General features: G+C 71.0%; 17 protein-coding genes. 16 read left to right on the top strand and 1 reads right to left on the bottom strand.

What is annotated here, in order from left to right:
• Positions 1-321 precede the first annotated feature (321 nt).
• Positions 322-1,290 carry a homocysteine S-methyltransferase gene (gene mmuM / locus NKJ47_RS14930; protein ID WP_429002541.1) on the bottom strand — a complete coding sequence of 323 codons (969 nt, stop codon included), beginning with the start codon at positions 1,288-1,290 and terminating at the stop codon, positions 322-324.
• A gap of 117 nt (positions 1,291-1,407) precedes the next feature.
• Between mmuM and NKJ47_RS14935 the strand changes: the two genes are divergently transcribed.
• From NKJ47_RS14935 to NKJ47_RS15010, 16 genes are all read left to right on the top strand, one after another.
• Entirely contained in the window at positions 1,408-1,773 is a 366-nt protein-coding gene (locus tag NKJ47_RS14935; protein ID WP_254458623.1) for a VOC family protein, read from the top strand.
• A gap of 2 nt (positions 1,774-1,775) precedes the next feature.
• Positions 1,776-2,165, top strand: coding sequence for an SMU1112c/YaeR family gloxylase I-like metalloprotein (gloA2, locus tag NKJ47_RS14940; protein ID WP_254461441.1), 390 nt, complete (start codon positions 1,776-1,778; stop codon positions 2,163-2,165).
• A 126-nt stretch (positions 2,166-2,291) separates the two neighbouring features.
• The gene (locus tag NKJ47_RS14945) at positions 2,292-2,744 is read left to right on the top strand and encodes a DUF2147 domain-containing protein (RefSeq protein ID WP_254458624.1); all 453 of its coding nucleotides are present in this window, start codon (positions 2,292-2,294) and stop codon (positions 2,742-2,744) included.
• Positions 2,745-3,302: 558 nt separating this feature from the next.
• Entirely contained in the window at positions 3,303-5,366 is a 2,064-nt protein-coding gene (gene metG, locus NKJ47_RS14950) for a methionine--tRNA ligase (RefSeq protein WP_254458625.1), read from the top strand.
• 96 nt (positions 5,367-5,462) lie between these two features.
• Positions 5,463-6,053: an HAD family hydrolase gene (locus tag NKJ47_RS14955; RefSeq protein ID WP_254458626.1), complete on the top strand. Its 591-nt coding sequence runs from the start codon at positions 5,463-5,465 to the stop codon at positions 6,051-6,053.
• A gap of 129 nt (positions 6,054-6,182) precedes the next feature.
• A complete protein-coding gene (gene rnfB, locus NKJ47_RS14960; RefSeq protein ID WP_254458627.1) occupies positions 6,183-6,593 on the top strand; it encodes an Rnf electron transport complex subunit RnfB in 411 nt (136 codons plus the stop codon).
• A gap of 91 nt (positions 6,594-6,684) precedes the next feature.
• Positions 6,685-7,473 carry a hypothetical protein gene (locus tag NKJ47_RS14965; RefSeq protein WP_254458628.1) on the top strand — a complete coding sequence of 263 codons (789 nt, stop codon included), beginning with the start codon at positions 6,685-6,687 and terminating at the stop codon, positions 7,471-7,473.
• An 88-nt stretch (positions 7,474-7,561) separates the two neighbouring features.
• Positions 7,562-7,933 carry a DUF4345 domain-containing protein gene (locus NKJ47_RS14970; protein WP_209031935.1) on the top strand — a complete coding sequence of 124 codons (372 nt, stop codon included), beginning with the start codon at positions 7,562-7,564 and terminating at the stop codon, positions 7,931-7,933.
• A 58-nt stretch (positions 7,934-7,991) separates the two neighbouring features.
• Positions 7,992-8,549, top strand: coding sequence for a sigma-70 family RNA polymerase sigma factor (locus NKJ47_RS14975; protein WP_254458629.1), 558 nt, complete (start codon positions 7,992-7,994; stop codon positions 8,547-8,549).
• Complete coding sequence (locus tag NKJ47_RS14980; RefSeq protein WP_254458630.1) at positions 8,546-9,334, top strand: anti-sigma factor; 789 nt, start codon at positions 8,546-8,548, stop codon at positions 9,332-9,334. The genes NKJ47_RS14975 and NKJ47_RS14980 overlap by 4 nt, the downstream gene beginning before the upstream one ends.
• Before the next feature lie 377 nt (positions 9,335-9,711).
• Positions 9,712-10,629: an acyl-CoA desaturase gene (locus NKJ47_RS14985; protein WP_429002542.1), complete on the top strand. Its 918-nt coding sequence runs from the start codon at positions 9,712-9,714 to the stop codon at positions 10,627-10,629.
• The gene (locus tag NKJ47_RS14990) at positions 10,626-11,879 is read left to right on the top strand and encodes an NAD(P)/FAD-dependent oxidoreductase (RefSeq protein ID WP_254458632.1); all 1,254 of its coding nucleotides are present in this window, start codon (positions 10,626-10,628) and stop codon (positions 11,877-11,879) included. Before NKJ47_RS14985 ends, NKJ47_RS14990 begins: the two co-directional genes overlap by 4 nt.
• Complete coding sequence (locus NKJ47_RS14995) at positions 11,876-12,745, top strand: DUF1365 domain-containing protein (protein ID WP_254458633.1); 870 nt, start codon at positions 11,876-11,878, stop codon at positions 12,743-12,745. Before NKJ47_RS14990 ends, NKJ47_RS14995 begins: the two co-directional genes overlap by 4 nt.
• Positions 12,742-14,055, top strand: coding sequence for an SAM-dependent methyltransferase (locus tag NKJ47_RS15000; protein WP_254458634.1), 1,314 nt, complete (start codon positions 12,742-12,744; stop codon positions 14,053-14,055). Before NKJ47_RS14995 ends, NKJ47_RS15000 begins: the two co-directional genes overlap by 4 nt.
• Positions 14,052-14,597, top strand: a complete 546-nt coding sequence (locus NKJ47_RS15005) for a DUF2878 domain-containing protein (RefSeq protein ID WP_254458635.1) — start codon at positions 14,052-14,054, stop codon at positions 14,595-14,597. The genes NKJ47_RS15000 and NKJ47_RS15005 overlap by 4 nt, the downstream gene beginning before the upstream one ends.
• The gene (locus tag NKJ47_RS15010; RefSeq protein WP_254458636.1) at positions 14,594-15,376 is read left to right on the top strand and encodes a DUF1295 domain-containing protein; all 783 of its coding nucleotides are present in this window, start codon (positions 14,594-14,596) and stop codon (positions 15,374-15,376) included. The genes NKJ47_RS15005 and NKJ47_RS15010 overlap by 4 nt, the downstream gene beginning before the upstream one ends.
• Positions 15,377-15,386 lie beyond the last annotated feature (10 nt).

Genomic DNA, 15,386 nt, shown 5'->3' on the forward strand with positions numbered 1-15,386 from the left:
GTGGCCCGCGGCATCGCCGGAGGTCGCGTAGGAGCGGCTTCAGCCACGACGGGGCGTTCCTGGTGAAGCCCGGTCGCGGCTGAAGCCGCTCCTACGGAAAAAACCGCAGTGGCGGCACGGAGACAGATCGCGGCTGTGGCCCCATTGTGGAAGCTGTGTCCCCTCTGTGGGAGGGGCTTCAGCCCCGACGTCGTCGACCCGGACGCGTCGGGACTGAAGTCCCTCCCACAACAGCCCGAAGCGGCTCACCAGCCCGGGCACCCGTTGGACAACCGCCGGCGAGGACATCGTGCGGCCGAGTGCAAACGATCGACCTCGTCGCTACGACGATGCCAACCGCCGCGCCAGCTGCGCGATGTCCTGCGGCGTAGTGCGGCAGCAGCCGCCGATCAGGCGCGCGCCGGCCGCACGCCAGGCGGCGAGGTGATCGGCCAGGGTGCCGGCGTCGGCGCCGTCGGCCTGCCAGCATTTGCGGTCGGCGTCGTAGCGCTCACCAGCGTTCGGATACACCACCAAAGGCAACCGGGTCAGCGTCGCGAGGTGGCGCAACGCCGCGGTGACGAGCGACGGGGCGACGCAGTTGACGCCCAGCGCCACCACCTGCGGGTGGCCGTCGAGCAAGGCCACCACGTCGCGCAACGGCGTGCCGTCGCTGAGGTGCATCGGATCGCGCAGCGTGCAGGCGAACCAGGCGACGGTCTGCGGGAACGCCTCTATCACTTCCAGCAACGCCGCCATTTCCGCCAGCGACGGCTGCGTTTCGCAGGCCAGCAGGTCCACGCCCGCCGCCACCAACGCGGCGATGCGCGGATGGTGGAACGCGCGCATCCGTGCCGGCGCCAGCACGTAGTCGCCGCGATACTCCGCGCCATTGGCCAGGAAGGCGCCGTACGGACCGACCGAGCCGGCCACCAGCAAGGTCCCCGCCTGCGGATGCAGCGCGAGATGGTCCTGCCGCGCCTGCTGCGCCAGTTCGACGCTGCGCGCGATCAAACGCTGCGCTTGCGCAAGGTCGATGCCGCGCGCGGCAAAGCCCTGCGGCGTGGCCTGGTAGCTGGCGGTGATCGCGCACTGCGCACCGGCGGCGAAATAGTCCTGGTGCACCTGGCGGATCAGCTGCGGCTGTTCCAGCAGAATCTTCGCCGACCAGAGCGGATCGGCGAGATCGCAGCCGCGCCGTTCCAGTTCGGTGGCCAGCGCGCCGTCGAGCACCAGGCAGCGGTCCTCGGCCAGCAGGGCGGCGAGCGGGTTGTGCGGCATGGCGCGGCCTCGCAGCGGTGGAACGCGCAGTGTCGCAGATGGCACCGGCACCACGGCACCAGCACCAGCACCAGCACCGGCACGGGCGCGCCGCTGCGCTATGCTGCACGCATGGATCGCCCGATGTCGCTCGCGCCGGATCAGCCCATGACCTTCACTGCACTGACCCCGATGTTGCGCAGTGCCGACCTGGCCACGGCGCTGGCGTTCTACACCGAAACGCTGGGGTTTCGCCGCGACGGCGGCACGCTGGCGACGGGCTGGGTATCGCTGCGGCACGGCCCGCTGGCCCTGATGCTGGCCGTGCAACAGACAGCGGCCGACGCGCCCGCTGCCAACCTCGCCTGCACGCTGTACTTCCGCACCGACGAGGTCGATGCCTGGTGGCAGCGGCTGCAGCCGCACGGACGCATCGTCTATCCATTGGAAGACTTCGCCTACGGCATGCGCGAGTTCGCGATCCGCGATCCGGACGGCCATGTCCTGCAGTTCGGCCAGGCGCTGTGCCGATGAGCCTGACCCTGGACGGCCTGCACCACGTGGCGATCATCGCATCCGACTACGCGCGCTCCAAGGATTTCTATTGCCGCATCCTGGGCCTGCCGGTGATCGCCGAGGTCTACCGCGACACCCGCGACTCCTGGAAGCTGGACCTGGCCCTGCCCGACGGCAGCCAGCTCGAACTGTTCTCGTTCCCCGCACCGCCGCCGCGGCCGAGCCGCCCGGAAGCCTGCGGGCTGCGCCACCTGGCGCTGCGCGTGCGCGACCTGGACGCGGCCGTCGCGCACCTGCAGGCGCACGGCGTGGAGGTCGAACCGATCCGCGTGGACGAATACACCGGCCGCCGCTTCACCTTCTTCGCCGACCCCGACGCACTGCCGCTGGAACTGTACGAGAACGGCTGAACGCCGGCCGCCGGCCACGCTGAACCGCATGCCGCAGTGCAGATTCCCAGCACCATACGCTTGGGTATACAGTCGAATCAGGCCGGCATCGCGCCGGCCGCACCGGACATCCCTCGGGAGGGGAACATGCGCACGACCTTCAAGACCCTGATGCTGGCCCTGCCGCTGAGCGCGGCGGCATTCATGGCGCACGCCGCCGACACCTCGCCGGTCGGCCGCTGGCAGACCATCGACGACGAAACCGGCAAGCCCAAGTCGATCGTGCAGATCGAACAGGCCGCCAACGGCACGCTGACCGGCAAGGTGGTCGAGATCCTGCAGTCCAACCACGGCCCCAACCCGATGTGCGACAAGTGCGACGGCGAGCGCAAGGGCAAGCCGATCAAGGGCATGACCATCCTGTGGGGCCTCAAGCCCGACGGCACGGCGGTATGGGACGGCGGCTCGGTGCTGGACCCGGCCAAGGGCAAGACCTACAAGGCCAAGGTCACCCTGACCGACGGCGGCAAGAAGCTGCAGATGCGCGGCTACATCGGGATCGAGGCCCTTGGCCGGACGCAGACCTGGATCAGGGAGTAGGAGCTGGGAATCGGGAGTGGAGAATCGGGAATCGTAAAAGCGGCATCTGCCGGCCTGATGGCCCCACTGTGACAAGGCGCCTGCAAAGGCGCCTTTTTCTTGGACCATCAGGTCGCCGGCCGCCGCTCTTGCGATTCCCCATTCCCAATTCCCCAATCCGGCTCCATGCATTAGAAGCCGGGAATGGGGAGTGGAGAATTGGGAATCGTCCACAGCGGCACATGCCGGGCCTGATGTACCCCATTTCCGGCGAGCACCTGTAAAGGCGCCTTTTTCCTGGCCCATCAGATCGCAGACCACCGCTCTTGCGATTCCCCATTCCCAACTCCCCAATCCGGCTCCATGCATTAGAAGCCGGGAATGGGGAGTGGAGAATTGGGAATCGTCCACAGCGGCACATGCCGGGCCTGATGTACCCCATTTCCGGCGAGGCACCCGTAAAGGCGCCCTTTTCCTGGCCCATCAGATCGCAGACCACCGCTCTTGCGATTCCCCATTCCCAATTCCCCAATCCCAGCTCCATGCAATAATCCCCGGCCCCCAGCATCGCCGGCCGCCATGACCACCGCTCTCGTCACCACCGCCCTGCCCTATGCCAACGGACCGCTGCACCTGGGGCATCTGGTCGGCTACATCCAGGCCGACATCTGGGTGCGCGCGCGGCGGCTGCGCGGCGACCGCACCTGGTTCGTATGCGCCGACGACACCCACGGCACGCCGATCATGCTCGCCGCGGAGAAGGCCGGGGTCACCCCGGAAAACTTCATCGCCGCCGTCCAGGCCAGCCACGAGCGCGATTTCGCCGCGTTCGGCGTGGCCTTCGACCACTACGACTCGACCAACTCGGCCGCCAACCGCGCCCTGACCGAGGCGTTCTACGCCAAGCTCGACGCCGGCGGCCACATCGCGCGGCGTTCGGTGGCGCAGTTCTACGACCCGGCCAAGGGCATGTTCCTGCCCGACCGCTACATCAAGGGCATCTGCCCGAACTGCGGCAGCGCCGACCAGTACGGCGACAACTGCGAGGTCTGCGGCGCCACCTATTCCCCGACCGAACTGAAGGAGCCCAAGTCGGTGATCTCCGGCGCCACGCCGGAGCTGCGCGATTCGGAGCACTTCTTCTTCGAGGTCGGCCGCTTCGACGGCTTCCTGCGCGAGTGGCTGGCCGGCGACGTCGCCCTGCCCGGGGTCAAGGCCAAGCTGATGGAATGGCTGGACAGCGAGGGCGGGCTGCGCGCCTGGGACATCTCCCGCGACGCGCCCTACTTCGGCTTCCAGATCCCCGGCCAGCCGGGCAAGTACTTCTACGTGTGGCTGGACGCGCCGATCGGCTACCTGAGCAGCTTCCAGACCCTGTGCGCGAGCCTGGGCGAAGCATTCGAGCCGCACCTGGCGGCCGGCACCGCCACCGAGCTGCACCACTTCATCGGCAAGGACATCGTCAATTTCCACGGCCTGTTCTGGCCGGCGGTGCTGCACGGCACCGGCCACCGCGCGCCGACCCGGCTGCACGTCAACGGCTACCTGACCGTGGACGGCGCCAAGATGTCCAAGTCGCGCGGCACCTTCGTCATGGCCCGCACCTACCTGGACGTGGGCCTGGAGCCGGAGGCGCTGCGCTACTACTTCGCGGCCAAGTCCTCCGGCGGCGTCGACGATCTGGACCTGAACCTGGGCGACTTCGTGGCGCGGGTCAATGCCGACCTGGTCGGCAAGTTCGTCAACCTGGCCAGCCGCTGCGCCGGCTTCATCGACAAGCGCTTCGGCGGCACGCTCGCCGACGCGCTGCCGGACCCGGCGCAGTACGCGCGCTTCGTTGCCGCCCTGGCGCCGATCCGCGAGGCCTACGAGCGTAACGACCCGGCCAGCGCGATCCGCCAGACCATGGCCCTGGCCGACGAGGCCAACAAGTACATCGACGAACACAAGCCCTGGGTGCTGGCCAAGCAGGACGGCGCCGAGGCGCAACTGCAGGCGGTGTGCACGCAGGGCCTGAACCTGTTCCGGGTGCTGGCCGCCGCGCTCAAGCCGGTGCTGCCGCGCACCTGCGCCGAAGCCGAGGCGTTCCTGTCGGCCCCGCTGGGCGCCTGGGACGACCTGCAGGCGCCGCTGCTGGCGCACGTGATCCAGCCCTACGCCCCCTTGTTCACCCGTATCGACCCAAAGCTGCTCGACGCCATGACCGACGCCTCCAAGGACACCCTCGCCCCCGCTCCCGCCGCCGCGGCCCCCGCTGCCAAGCAGGAGGCGAAGGCAGTGACGAATCCCCACTCCCCACTCCCCACTCCCAGCGTCATCGGCATCGACGACTTCGCCAAGCTCGACCTGCGCATCGGCAAGGTGCTGGCCTGCGAGTTCGTCGAAGGATCGGACAAGCTGCTGCGCTTCGAACTGGACGCCGGCGGGCTGGGCAAGCGGCAGATCTTCTCCGGCATCCGCGGCAGCTACGGCGAACCGGACAAGCTGGTCGGCCGCAACGTGGTGTTCATCGCCAACCTGGCCCCGCGCAAGATGCGCTTCGGCCTCAGCGAGGGCATGATCCTGTCGGCCGGTTTCGACGGCGGCAGTCTGGCCCTGCTCGACGCGGACAGCGGCGCGCAGCCGGGCATGCCGGTGCGGTGAGGCCGGGAAAGGAGAATCGGGAATCGGGAATCGCAAAGCTGCCAGCGCGCCGCCAGACCCGCTTTCACGATTCCCGTTTCTCCATTCCCCATTCCCATGGACTTGGCCCTCTTCGACTTCGACCACACCCTCACCACCGCCGATACCTATTCGGGGTTCCTGCGCCGTGTGGCCACGCCGGCACAGCAGGCACGGGCGCGCTGGACGGTCGGCCCCTGGCTGGCCGGCTATCGGCTGGGCCTGGTGTCGGCGGCAGCGTTGCGCACGCGGGTCACCCGGCTGGTGTTCGCCGGACGCGACGCAGACGAGATCGCCCGCCACGCCGAGCACTATGCGCAGGAGGCGCTGCCGTTGGCGCTGCGACCGGACATGCTGCAGCGGATCGCCTGGCATCAGGAACAGGGGCACACCGTGGCGGTGGTCTCCGGCTCGCTGGACCTGTATCTGCGGCCCTGGTGCACGCAGCATGGGCTGCACATGATCTGCAACCGCCTGGAAGTGCAGGACGGACGTCTGACCGGCCGCTATCGCCACGGCGACTGCGGGCCGCGCAAGGCCGCGCTGATCCGCGTGCAGTACGACCTGAGCGCCTATCGGCGCATCTACGCCTACGGCGACAGCCGCGAGGATCGGCCGATGCTGGCGCTGGCGCACGAGCGCTGGTACCGCGGGCGCCGGATCGCCTGAGCCGATGACGCTGCGCGCCGCGGCGCCGTCAGGCCGACGCGGACGCCGCGTTACACTGTGCAGGCCGGCCCCGCCGGCGCTCTGCTTCGCTCTGTAGTCCCCAAGGCGCCACCGCGCGCCGCCTCCGCCATGACGCCCGCCCACGACGCCCTGCTCGAACGCCTCGATCGCCTGCTGCCGCAGACCCAATGCGGCCAGTGCGGGTTCGACGGCTGTCGTCCCTATGCCGAGGCGATGGCCGCCGGCACGGTGCAGGTGGACCGCTGCCCGCCCGGCGGCGACGCCGGTGCGCGCGCCCTGGCGCGGGTGCTCGGGGTCCCCGCCCTGCCCTACGACCGCCGCCGCGGCACGCACGCGCCGCCGCAGGTGGCATGGGTGGTCGAGGCCGACTGCATCGGCTGCACCAAGTGCATCCAGGCCTGCCCGGTGGACGCCATCGTCGGTGGCGCCAAGCACATGCACACGGTGCTGGCGCCCTTGTGCACCGGCTGTGCGCTGTGCCTGCCGGCCTGCCCGGTGGACTGCATCGTCCTGCGCTGAGACAGCCGCTGCGAGGCGGCCGCCACGGCGGGCGCATCCGGATCGGCGCCGGCCGCGTATGTGCTGGTGTCATCCCACCGGAGCGCCGTGCATGCCGACGTCGACCGCCGCCTTCCCGTTCATCCGCGCGTCCTTGCCGCTGACGCTGGCCCTGGGCACCGCCGCCCTGGTCGCCGCCGCGCCGGCGCGGGCGATGCTGCACTACGAGGGCATCGCCTACGCCGCCGACGGCAAGCAGGTGCTGTACCGCGAAAGCCACTGGGTACGCGAGGATGGCGCGCGTCTGGTGCTGTACCAGTGCGCCGACGGCGCCGCGTTCGCGCGCAAGCGCGTGGACGACGGCAGCGCCGCGCCGGACTTCGAACTGGTCGATGCGCGCAGCGGCTACCGCGAGGGCGTGCGCCGCAGCGGCAGCGGACGCGAGATGTTCAGCCAGGCCAAGGGCCAGGCCGAACGCCGCGCGCCGCTGCCGAAGAGCGACCAGGCGCAGGTGATCGACGCCGGTTTCGACGCCTACCTGCGCCAGCGCTGGGACAGCCTGGGCAGCGGCGGGCCGCAGCGCATCGCCTTCGTGCTGCCCAGCGAACTGCGCACGCTCGACTTCCGCATCAGCCCCGGCCCGGCCGATGCCGAAGTGCAGCGCTACACGCTGAGCCTGGCCGCCTGGTACGGCACGCTGCTGCCCGACCTCAGCGTCGCCTATGCGCGCAAGGACCGGCGTCTGCTCGAATTTCGCGGTGTCGGCAATATCCGCGACGCGCGTGGCCGCTACCCGAACGTGCGCATCGACTTTCCCGAACGCCTGCGCGGCCAGGCCGACGCCGGCGCCTGGGAGCAGGCGCTGCAGCACCCCCTGGTCGCGCAATGCAGCGCGCGCTGAGCCGCGCCGCCAGCGCATTCACGCCGGCCCCCGCCGCACCCGCTACAACCATGCCTGCGCATCGCCCGCGCCTCGACGAGGACACCCCATGGCCAAGGCCTACCTGTGGTTCAACGCTGCGCTGTACGCGCTGCTCGCAGTCTGGTGCACGCTGCTGCCGGCGCAGACCGCGGCGGCGGTGGGCTATATCGGCCTGGACCGCTCCGGCCAGTCCGAATACCTGGTCATCTACGGCGGCCTGCAGTTGGGCATGGCCTTCCTGTTCGGCTACTTCGCCCGCACCGGGCAACTGCGCACCGGCCTGCTCCTGGCGCTGGCGTTCTACGTGCCCATCGTGCTCTACCGCAGCGCCAGCCTGCTGCGGCTGTGGCCGGTGGGCCCGACCACGACCGGTCTTGCCGCATTCGAGATCGTCCTGCTGCTCGCCGCACTCGTGCTGTGGCGACGCCAGCGCGCATGAGCGACGGCCACGGCGAAAGCCTGTAGCATCGCGCCGACCTTCGCCACCGTCTCCCGGCATGACCGAGTCGCCCGATCACGACGAAGCAGGACAATTGCTGGTCGCCACCGCCACCGGCGACAGCGCCGCGTTCGAACGCCTGTACCGCACCACCTCCTCGCGCCTGTTCGGCGTGTGCCTGCGCATCGTGCCGCAGCGCGGCGAAGCCGAGGACGTGCTGCAGGAAGTGTTCTCCTCGGTCTGGCGCAAGGCCGCGCAGTTCGACCCGCAGCGCGCGCGCGGCCTCACCTGGCTGACCATGATCGCCCGCAACAAGGCCATCGACTACCTCCGCGCACGCGCGCCGGCACGGCAGTCGGTGGCGCTGGACGACGCCGGCGAGCTGCAGGACGAAGGTAGCGATCCGCTCGCCGACACCGAGTGGCGGGTGGCCGGACGGCGCCTGGACGTGTGCATGGGCGAACTGGAGCCGCCGCGCGGCGAGCTGATCCGCACCGCGTTCTTCGAAGGCATCACCTACGAGGAACTGGCCCAGCGCAGCGGCACGCCGCTGGGCACGGTCAAGAGCTGGATCCGCCGCGGCCTGGCCAAACTCAAAGCGTGCCTGGAACGATGAACGCCTCCGTGCCCGATCCGCAGGAAACCCCGCCGCCGCGCGACGTGCTGGCCGGCGAATACGTGCTGGGCGTGCTCGACGCGCAGGAGCGCCGCGCCGCCGAAGCGCGCATCGACAGCGACCGCGAATTCGCCGCGGCGGTGCTGCAATGGCAGCAGCACCTGATGCCGCTGGCCGACGAGATCGCCCCGGTGGCGGTGCCCGAACGCGTGTGGGTGCGCATCCGCGCCTCGCTGGGCCTGGATGCGCCGGCGCCGCGTGCGCGGCCGGCCGCACCCGGATTCTGGGACAGCGTGCGGACCTGGCGCTGGCTCAGCGCCGGCGGCTTCGCCACCGCCACCGCCTGCCTGCTGGCGCTGCTGCTGGCGCGCGCGCCGGTGCCGCCGCCGGCCACGCAGCCGCCGCCGGTCGCCACCACCACGCCCAAGCCCAGCGGCATCGCGATGACCTCCACGCTGATGCAGGACGACGGCAAGCCCGGCTACGTGGCGCTGATGGACGCCGACAAGCGCAGCATCACCCTCACCCCGCTGGGCGGCAGCCACGACGACGCACGTGTGCCCGAACTGTGGCTGATCCCGGCCGACGGCAAGGCGCGCTCGATGGGCGTGTTCGACGAGGCCAAGGCGCGCGTGGCGCGCATTCCCGATGCGCTGATGCCCTTGCTCCACGACGGCGCGGTGCTGGCGGTGACCATGGAGCCGCCCGGCGGCGCGCCCGGCGGCGTCGCCACCGGCCCGGTCGTGGCCAAGGGCGGCATCAGCACGCTGCAGCTGGCGCCGTAGACAAATCGCGATCGCGGCGGCCCTGCGCCGCCGCAGCGCTGGCGCGCGGCCGCGTCTCGTCGCCGTCGCCGGCCAACGCGTATTCACTTGCCCGCCACCGCGCCGCGGGCAGGATACGCGCGCTGTCATGCATGCGCGGTTTCGTGCGGTGTCGCGACACGATCGTTCCTGCGCCGCGCCGCCTCGGCGTGCGTGCAGGACGCGTGCGCCACGCGCGAAGGGCATGCACCACGCGCAGGGGACGGCGCGCGACGCGGGTGCATCCGTCTTCCGGTTTCGTCCGTATCGCTCCCCAAGTCCCCCAATGAGACGCGCTTGTGTCGAGTCCCGTTCCGGAACGCCCCCATTCCACGACGCCGCCCGCACAGCGCGGCCGCATCCTGCGCACCCTGCGTCGCTGGTTCGACACCAGCGCCGACGTGGAGCTCGACCCAGCGCGCGCCGACCGCATCGACTGGCTGCGCGCCGCGCCCTACATCGGCCTGCACCTGGCCTGCCTGGGCGTGTTCTGGGTCGGCGTGTCGTGGTTCGCCGTCGGCATGGCGGTGGCGATGTACGCGGTGCGCATGTTCGCGCTCACCGGCTTCTATCACCGCTATTTCGCCCACCGCGCGTTCAAGACCTCGCGCCCGGTGCAGTTCCTGTTCGCCGCCGTCGGCGCCACCTGCGTGCAGCGCGGGCCGCTGTGGTGGGCCGCGCACCACCGCAACCACCATCGCCACACCGACACGCCGGCCGATCCGCATTCGCCGCGCCAGCACGGCTTCTGGTGGAGCCATAGCGGCTGGTTCCTGACCCCGCGCGGCTTCCGCACCGACTGGGAGGCGATCCCGGACCTGCGCCGCTTCCCCGAACTGCGCTTCCTCGACCGCTTCGACCTGCTGCTGCCGGTGCTGCTGGCGCTGGCGCTGTTCCTGCTCGGCGGCTGGCTGCACCGCCACGTGCCGCAACTCGGCACCGACGGCCCGCAGTTGCTGGTGTGGGGCTTCTTCGTCTCCACCGTGGCGCTGTTCCATGCCACCTTCACCATCAACTCGCTGGCGCATCGCTTCGGCAGCCGCCGCTTCGACACCCGCGACGACAGCCGCAACAACCTGTGGCTGGCGCTGCTGACCTTCGGCGAAGGCTGGCACAACAACCACCATTTCTTTCCCGGCGCCGCGCGCCAGGGCTTCCGCTGGTGGGAACTGGACCTGACCTGGTACGGACTGACGGTGCTGTCGTGGACCGGCGTGATCCGCGAGCTCAAGCCGGTACCGGCCGGGCTGGTGCGCGCGCAGGCGCGTGCCCGATGAGCCGGATCGCGGTGGTGGGCTCGGGGATCGCCGGCCTCGGCGCGGCGTGGCTGCTGTCGCAGCGCCACGAGGTGACGCTGTACGAAGCGGCCGACTATCTCGGCGGCCATACCCACACCCACGCGATCGAGCTGGACGGCGTGGAGTACGCGGTGGACAGCGGCTTCATCGTGTTCAATCCGCAGCACTACCCGCTGCTGAGCGCGCTGTTCGCGCGACTCGGGGTGGAGTCGCAGCCGACCACGATGAGCTTCTCGGTGCACGAGCAGCGCACCGGGCTGGAATACAACGCGGGCACCCTCGGCGGGCTGTTCTGCCAGCGCCGCAACCTGCTGTCGCCGCGCTTCTGGCGCATGCTGCGCGACCTGCGGAGGTTCTACCGGGAGGCGCCGCAGGTGCTGCACGACGCCACGCTGGCGTCGCTCACGCTCGGCGAATTCCTGCAGCGCCACGGCTATTCCGAGGTGTTCCGCGACGCGCACCTGGTGCCGATGGCCTCGGCGTTGTGGTCCTCGCCCTCGCGGCAGATCCTCGACTTCCCGATGCGCCAGCTGATCGGCTTCATGGCCAACCACCACATGCTGCAGGTCAGCGGCCGCCCGCAGTGGCGGGTGGTGCACGGCGGCTCCAACAGCTACGTGCGCGCGCTGCGCGGCCGCTGGCGGGTGCGCGAACGGCTGGGCACGCCGGTGCGCGCGGTGCAGCGGACCGCACACGGCAGCGTCGCCGTCGCCTGCGACGCCGACACCCAGCAATACGACCATGCGGTGCTGGCCTGCCATGCCGACGACGCGCTGCGCCTGCTGGCCGATCCCAGCGACGCGGAAACCGCGATCCTCGGCGCGATCGGCTACCAGGACAACGAGACCGTGCTGCACACCGACGCGCGCGTGTTGCCGCGCGACCGCCGCGCCTGGGCCGCCTGGAACGCGCACGTGCCGGCCGATCCGGACGCGCCATGCACGGTCAGCTACTGGATGAACGCGCTGCAGTCGCTGCAGGCGCCGCAGCCGTTCATCGTCAGCCTCAACCGCAGCGATGCGATCGACCCGGCCAAGGTGCTGCGGCGCATGCGCTACCGGCACCCGCTGCAGACCCAGGCGTCGGTGGCGGCGCAGGCGCGCAGGGGCGAGATCCAGGGCCAGCGCAACACCTGGTTCGCCGGCGCCGGCTGGGGCTTCGGCTTCCACGAGGACGGCCTGCGCAGCGCGGTCGACGTGGCCGCGGCGCTGGGGGTACCCTGGCCATGAACCTGATGCGCCGCACTGCCGTGTCCGCCCCGCCGGCTGGCGCCGTCTCGACAACGCCGGCGGCGGCGGGTACGACCCGGCAGGCCCTGCACAGCGCGGTCTACACCGGCTGGGTGCGCCATCGCCGCTACGCGCCCAAGGCGCTGGCGTTCCGCTATCCGCTGTTCCTGCTGTACCTGGACCTGGACGAACTGCAGCAGGTGTTCGCGCGGCGCTGGCTGTGGTCGGTGAACCGGCGCAACCTGGCCGAGTTCCGCCGCAGCGACTACCTGGGCGACCCCGCGCAGCCGCTGGACGAGGCGGTGCGCGACCGCGTGCAGCAGCACACCGGCGAACGCCCGCTCGGCCCGGTGCGCATGCTCACCCACCTGCGCTACTTCGGCCACTGCTTCAATCCGGTCACGTTCTACTACTGCCACGATGCGCAGCAGCGCCTGCACAGCATCGTCGCCGAGATCACCAACACGCCGTGGCGGCAGCGCCATGCCTACGTGCTGCCACTGGCCGAGGCGCGCAGCCACGGCGCCACGCACGCCTGGCGCTTCGCCAAGCGCTTCCACGTCTCGCCGTTCATGGCGATGGCGCATACCTACGCCTGGCGCTTCAGCGAACCCGGCGCGCAGCTGCGCGTGCACATGGACGTGCTCGATCCCGCGCCGGCCACGCCCCGGCGGCGCTTCGACGCCACCCTGGTGCTGCAGCGCCGCGCCCTCGGCGGCGCCAGCCTGGCGCAGGCGCTGCTGCGCTATCCGGCGATGACCCTGCAAGTGATGGCCAAGATCCACTGGCAGGCGTTGCGGCTGTGGCTGCGCGGCAACCCGGTCCACGACCACCCCGACCCTCCCCTTCCGCGAGAACGCCGATGAACGCTCCGCATGCGCCCTCTTCCGCCGCCGCGCTGGCCCCGGCCGCACCGCCGTTGCGCGGGCTCGACCGCCTGCTGCGGCAGCGCCTGCTCGCCACGCTGGACGGCCTGCGCGAAGGCCAGTTGCGCCTTGAGGAGGCCGGCACGCTGACCACGCTGGGCGAAGCCGCGGCCGGCGCCGACGCGCTGCAGGCGCATCTGCGCATCCATGATCCGCGCTTCTACCGCCAGGCCGCGCTCAACGGCAGCGTCGGCGTCGGCGAGGCCTACATGGACGGGCTGTGGGACTGCGACGACCTGGTCGCGTTGGTGCGCCTGCTGGTGCGCAACCGCGACCGCCTGGACGCGATGGAGACCGGCCTGGCCCGGCTCGGCGGCCTGGCGATGCGCGGCCTGCACGCGTTCGCGCGCAACACCCGCGCCGGCAGCCGCCGCAACATCGCCGCGCACTACGACCTGGGCAACCCGCTGTTCGAATTGTTCCTGGACCGCAACCTGATGTACTCCTCGGCGATCTTCCGCGATGCCGACAGCGCATTGGGCGAGGCCGCACTGGAGCGCGCCGCCGAACGCAAGCTGCAGCGCATCTGCGCCAAGCTCGACCTGCAGCCGCACCACCACCTGGTCGAGATCGGCACCGGCTGGGGCGGTTTCGCCCTGCACGCGGCCAGGCACCACGGCTGCCGCGTCACCACCACCACGATCTCGCGCGAGCAGTACGAGCTGGCGCGGCAGCGCATCGCCGCCGCCGGCCTGTCCGACCGGGTCGAAGTGCTGCTGCGCGACTACCGCGACCTCGACGGCCGCTACGACCGCCTGGTCTCGATCGAGATGATCGAGGCGATCGGCCACCAGTACCTGGACACCTACTTCGGCAAGGTCGGCAGCCTGCTCAAGGACGACGGCCAGGCGCTGATCCAGGCCATCACCATCGAGGACCACCGCTACGCGCAGGCGCTGAAGTCGGTGGACTTCATCAAGCGCCACATCTTCCCGGGCAGCTTCATTCCCTCGGTGGCGGCGATGACCGGCGCGATCGCCCGCGCCAGCGACCTGCGCCTGTTCAACCTCGAAGACATCGGCCCCAGCTACGCGCTGACCCTGCGCGCCTGGCGCGAGCGCTTCATGGCCAGGCTGCCGCAGGTGCGCGCGCTCGGCTACGACGAACGCTTCATCCGCATGTGGGAGTTCTACCTGGCCTACTGCGAAGGCGGCTTCCTGGAGCGCTCGATCGGCGACGTGCACCTGTGGCTGAGCAAGCCGCGCGCGCGGCCGGCGCAGTTCGCCCCGGCGCTGGCGGGCGACGCATGAGCAACCTGCTCAACTATCTCGCCCTGCAGGGGCTGTGGCTGGCCGCGGTGGTCGGTGCCGCGCACGGGCTGGCCTGGGCCGGCCCGGCGGCGCTGGCGCTGTTCGCGCTGTACCAGTTGCGGCCGCGCCGCCGCGCCCGCGGCGATGCCACGTTGATGGCGCTGGCGCTGCCGTTGGGCGCCGGCGTGGATGCCGCGCTGCGCGCCGGCGACTGGGTGCGCTACGCCGCCGCGCCGCCGGCGCCGTGGCCGCCGCTGTGGATCCTGGCGCTGTGGGCCGGCTTCGCGCTGACCTTCCAGCATTCGCTGGCCTGGGTGATGCGCCATCCCTGGCGCGCGGCGCTGTTCGGCGCCAGCGCCGGCCCGCTGGGCTATGTGCTGGCCGCGCGCGGCTGGCAGGCGGTGACACTGACCGAACCGTTGCCGCAGGCGCTGATGGCGTTGGCGCTGGGCTGGGCCGCGGCGCTGACCCTGCTGAGCCTGGCGACGCGGCGCCTGATCGTCGCCACGCCGGCGCTGCCGGCAAGCGGAGCGGCGCGATGAACGCCTGGCCGCTGCTGCATGTGGGGGTGTTCACCGTGCTGGTCATGCTCGCCGGCTGGGCCTGGCAGCGGCACACCCGCAACGCCGGCGTGGTCGACGTGCTGTGGTCGGCGTGCATGGCGCTGACCGCGGTGTACTGCGCCTGGCGCGCCGACGGCGCGCTGTTGCCGCGCGTGCTGACCGCGGTGCTGGGCGGGCTGTGGGGCGCGCGCCTGGCCTGGCACCTGGGCGTGCGCGTGTTCGGCGATGCGCACGAGGACGGCCGCTATCGCGCCCTGCGCGAGCACTGGCACGGCGACCAGCGCAAGTTCCTGGCGTTCTTCCTCGGCCAGGCGCTGGTGGTGCTGGCGTTCGCGGTGCCGCTGTCGGTGGCCGCGCACAACCCGCAGCCGCAGTGGAGCGTGTGGACCACCCTGGCGGTGGCGACCTGGCTGGTCGCGGTCGGCGGGGAAAGCCTGGCCGACCAGCAACTGGCCGCGTTCCGCGCCGACCCGGCGAACAAGGGCACCACCTGCCGCCGCGGCCTGTGGCGCTATTCGCGGCACCCGAACTACTTCTTCGAATTCGTGCATTGGTTCGCCTACGTGTTCCTGGCGGTGGGCAGCGGCGCGCTGTGGGTCGGCGTGGCCGCGCTGGGACCGCTGCTGATGTTCGCCTTCCTGTACCGGGTCACCGGCATTCCCTACACCGAACAGCAGGCCCTGCGCTCGCGCGGCCGCGACTATGCCGACTACCAGCGCAGCACCAGCGCCTTCTTCCCCATGCCGCCGCGGCACTGAACCCGCGCCA

This window comes from Xanthomonas sacchari (assembly GCF_024266585.1).
GTDB classification, from domain to species: domain Bacteria; phylum Pseudomonadota; class Gammaproteobacteria; order Xanthomonadales; family Xanthomonadaceae; genus Xanthomonas_A; species Xanthomonas_A sacchari_C.

Coding starts and splice junctions, on each gene's coding strand:
- NKJ47_RS14935 (WP_254458623.1), top strand. CDS start 1,408: ATGACCTTCACTGCACTGACCCCGATGTTGCGCAGTGCCGACCTGGCC.
- NKJ47_RS14945 (WP_254458624.1), top strand. CDS start 2,292: ATGCGCACGACCTTCAAGACCCTGATGCTGGCCCTGCCGCTGAGCGCG.
- metG (WP_254458625.1), top strand. CDS start 3,303: ATGACCACCGCTCTCGTCACCACCGCCCTGCCCTATGCCAACGGACCG.
- NKJ47_RS14955 (WP_254458626.1), top strand. CDS start 5,463: ATGGACTTGGCCCTCTTCGACTTCGACCACACCCTCACCACCGCCGAT.
- rnfB (WP_254458627.1), top strand. CDS start 6,183: ATGACGCCCGCCCACGACGCCCTGCTCGAACGCCTCGATCGCCTGCTG.
- NKJ47_RS14965 (WP_254458628.1), top strand. CDS start 6,685: ATGCCGACGTCGACCGCCGCCTTCCCGTTCATCCGCGCGTCCTTGCCG.
- NKJ47_RS14970 (WP_209031935.1), top strand. CDS start 7,562: ATGGCCAAGGCCTACCTGTGGTTCAACGCTGCGCTGTACGCGCTGCTC.
- NKJ47_RS14975 (WP_254458629.1), top strand. CDS start 7,992: ATGACCGAGTCGCCCGATCACGACGAAGCAGGACAATTGCTGGTCGCC.
- NKJ47_RS14980 (WP_254458630.1), top strand. CDS start 8,546: ATGAACGCCTCCGTGCCCGATCCGCAGGAAACCCCGCCGCCGCGCGAC.
- NKJ47_RS14990 (WP_254458632.1), top strand. CDS start 10,626: ATGAGCCGGATCGCGGTGGTGGGCTCGGGGATCGCCGGCCTCGGCGCG.
- NKJ47_RS14995 (WP_254458633.1), top strand. CDS start 11,876: ATGAACCTGATGCGCCGCACTGCCGTGTCCGCCCCGCCGGCTGGCGCC.
- NKJ47_RS15000 (WP_254458634.1), top strand. CDS start 12,742: ATGAACGCTCCGCATGCGCCCTCTTCCGCCGCCGCGCTGGCCCCGGCC.
- NKJ47_RS15005 (WP_254458635.1), top strand. CDS start 14,052: ATGAGCAACCTGCTCAACTATCTCGCCCTGCAGGGGCTGTGGCTGGCC.
- NKJ47_RS15010 (WP_254458636.1), top strand. CDS start 14,594: ATGAACGCCTGGCCGCTGCTGCATGTGGGGGTGTTCACCGTGCTGGTC.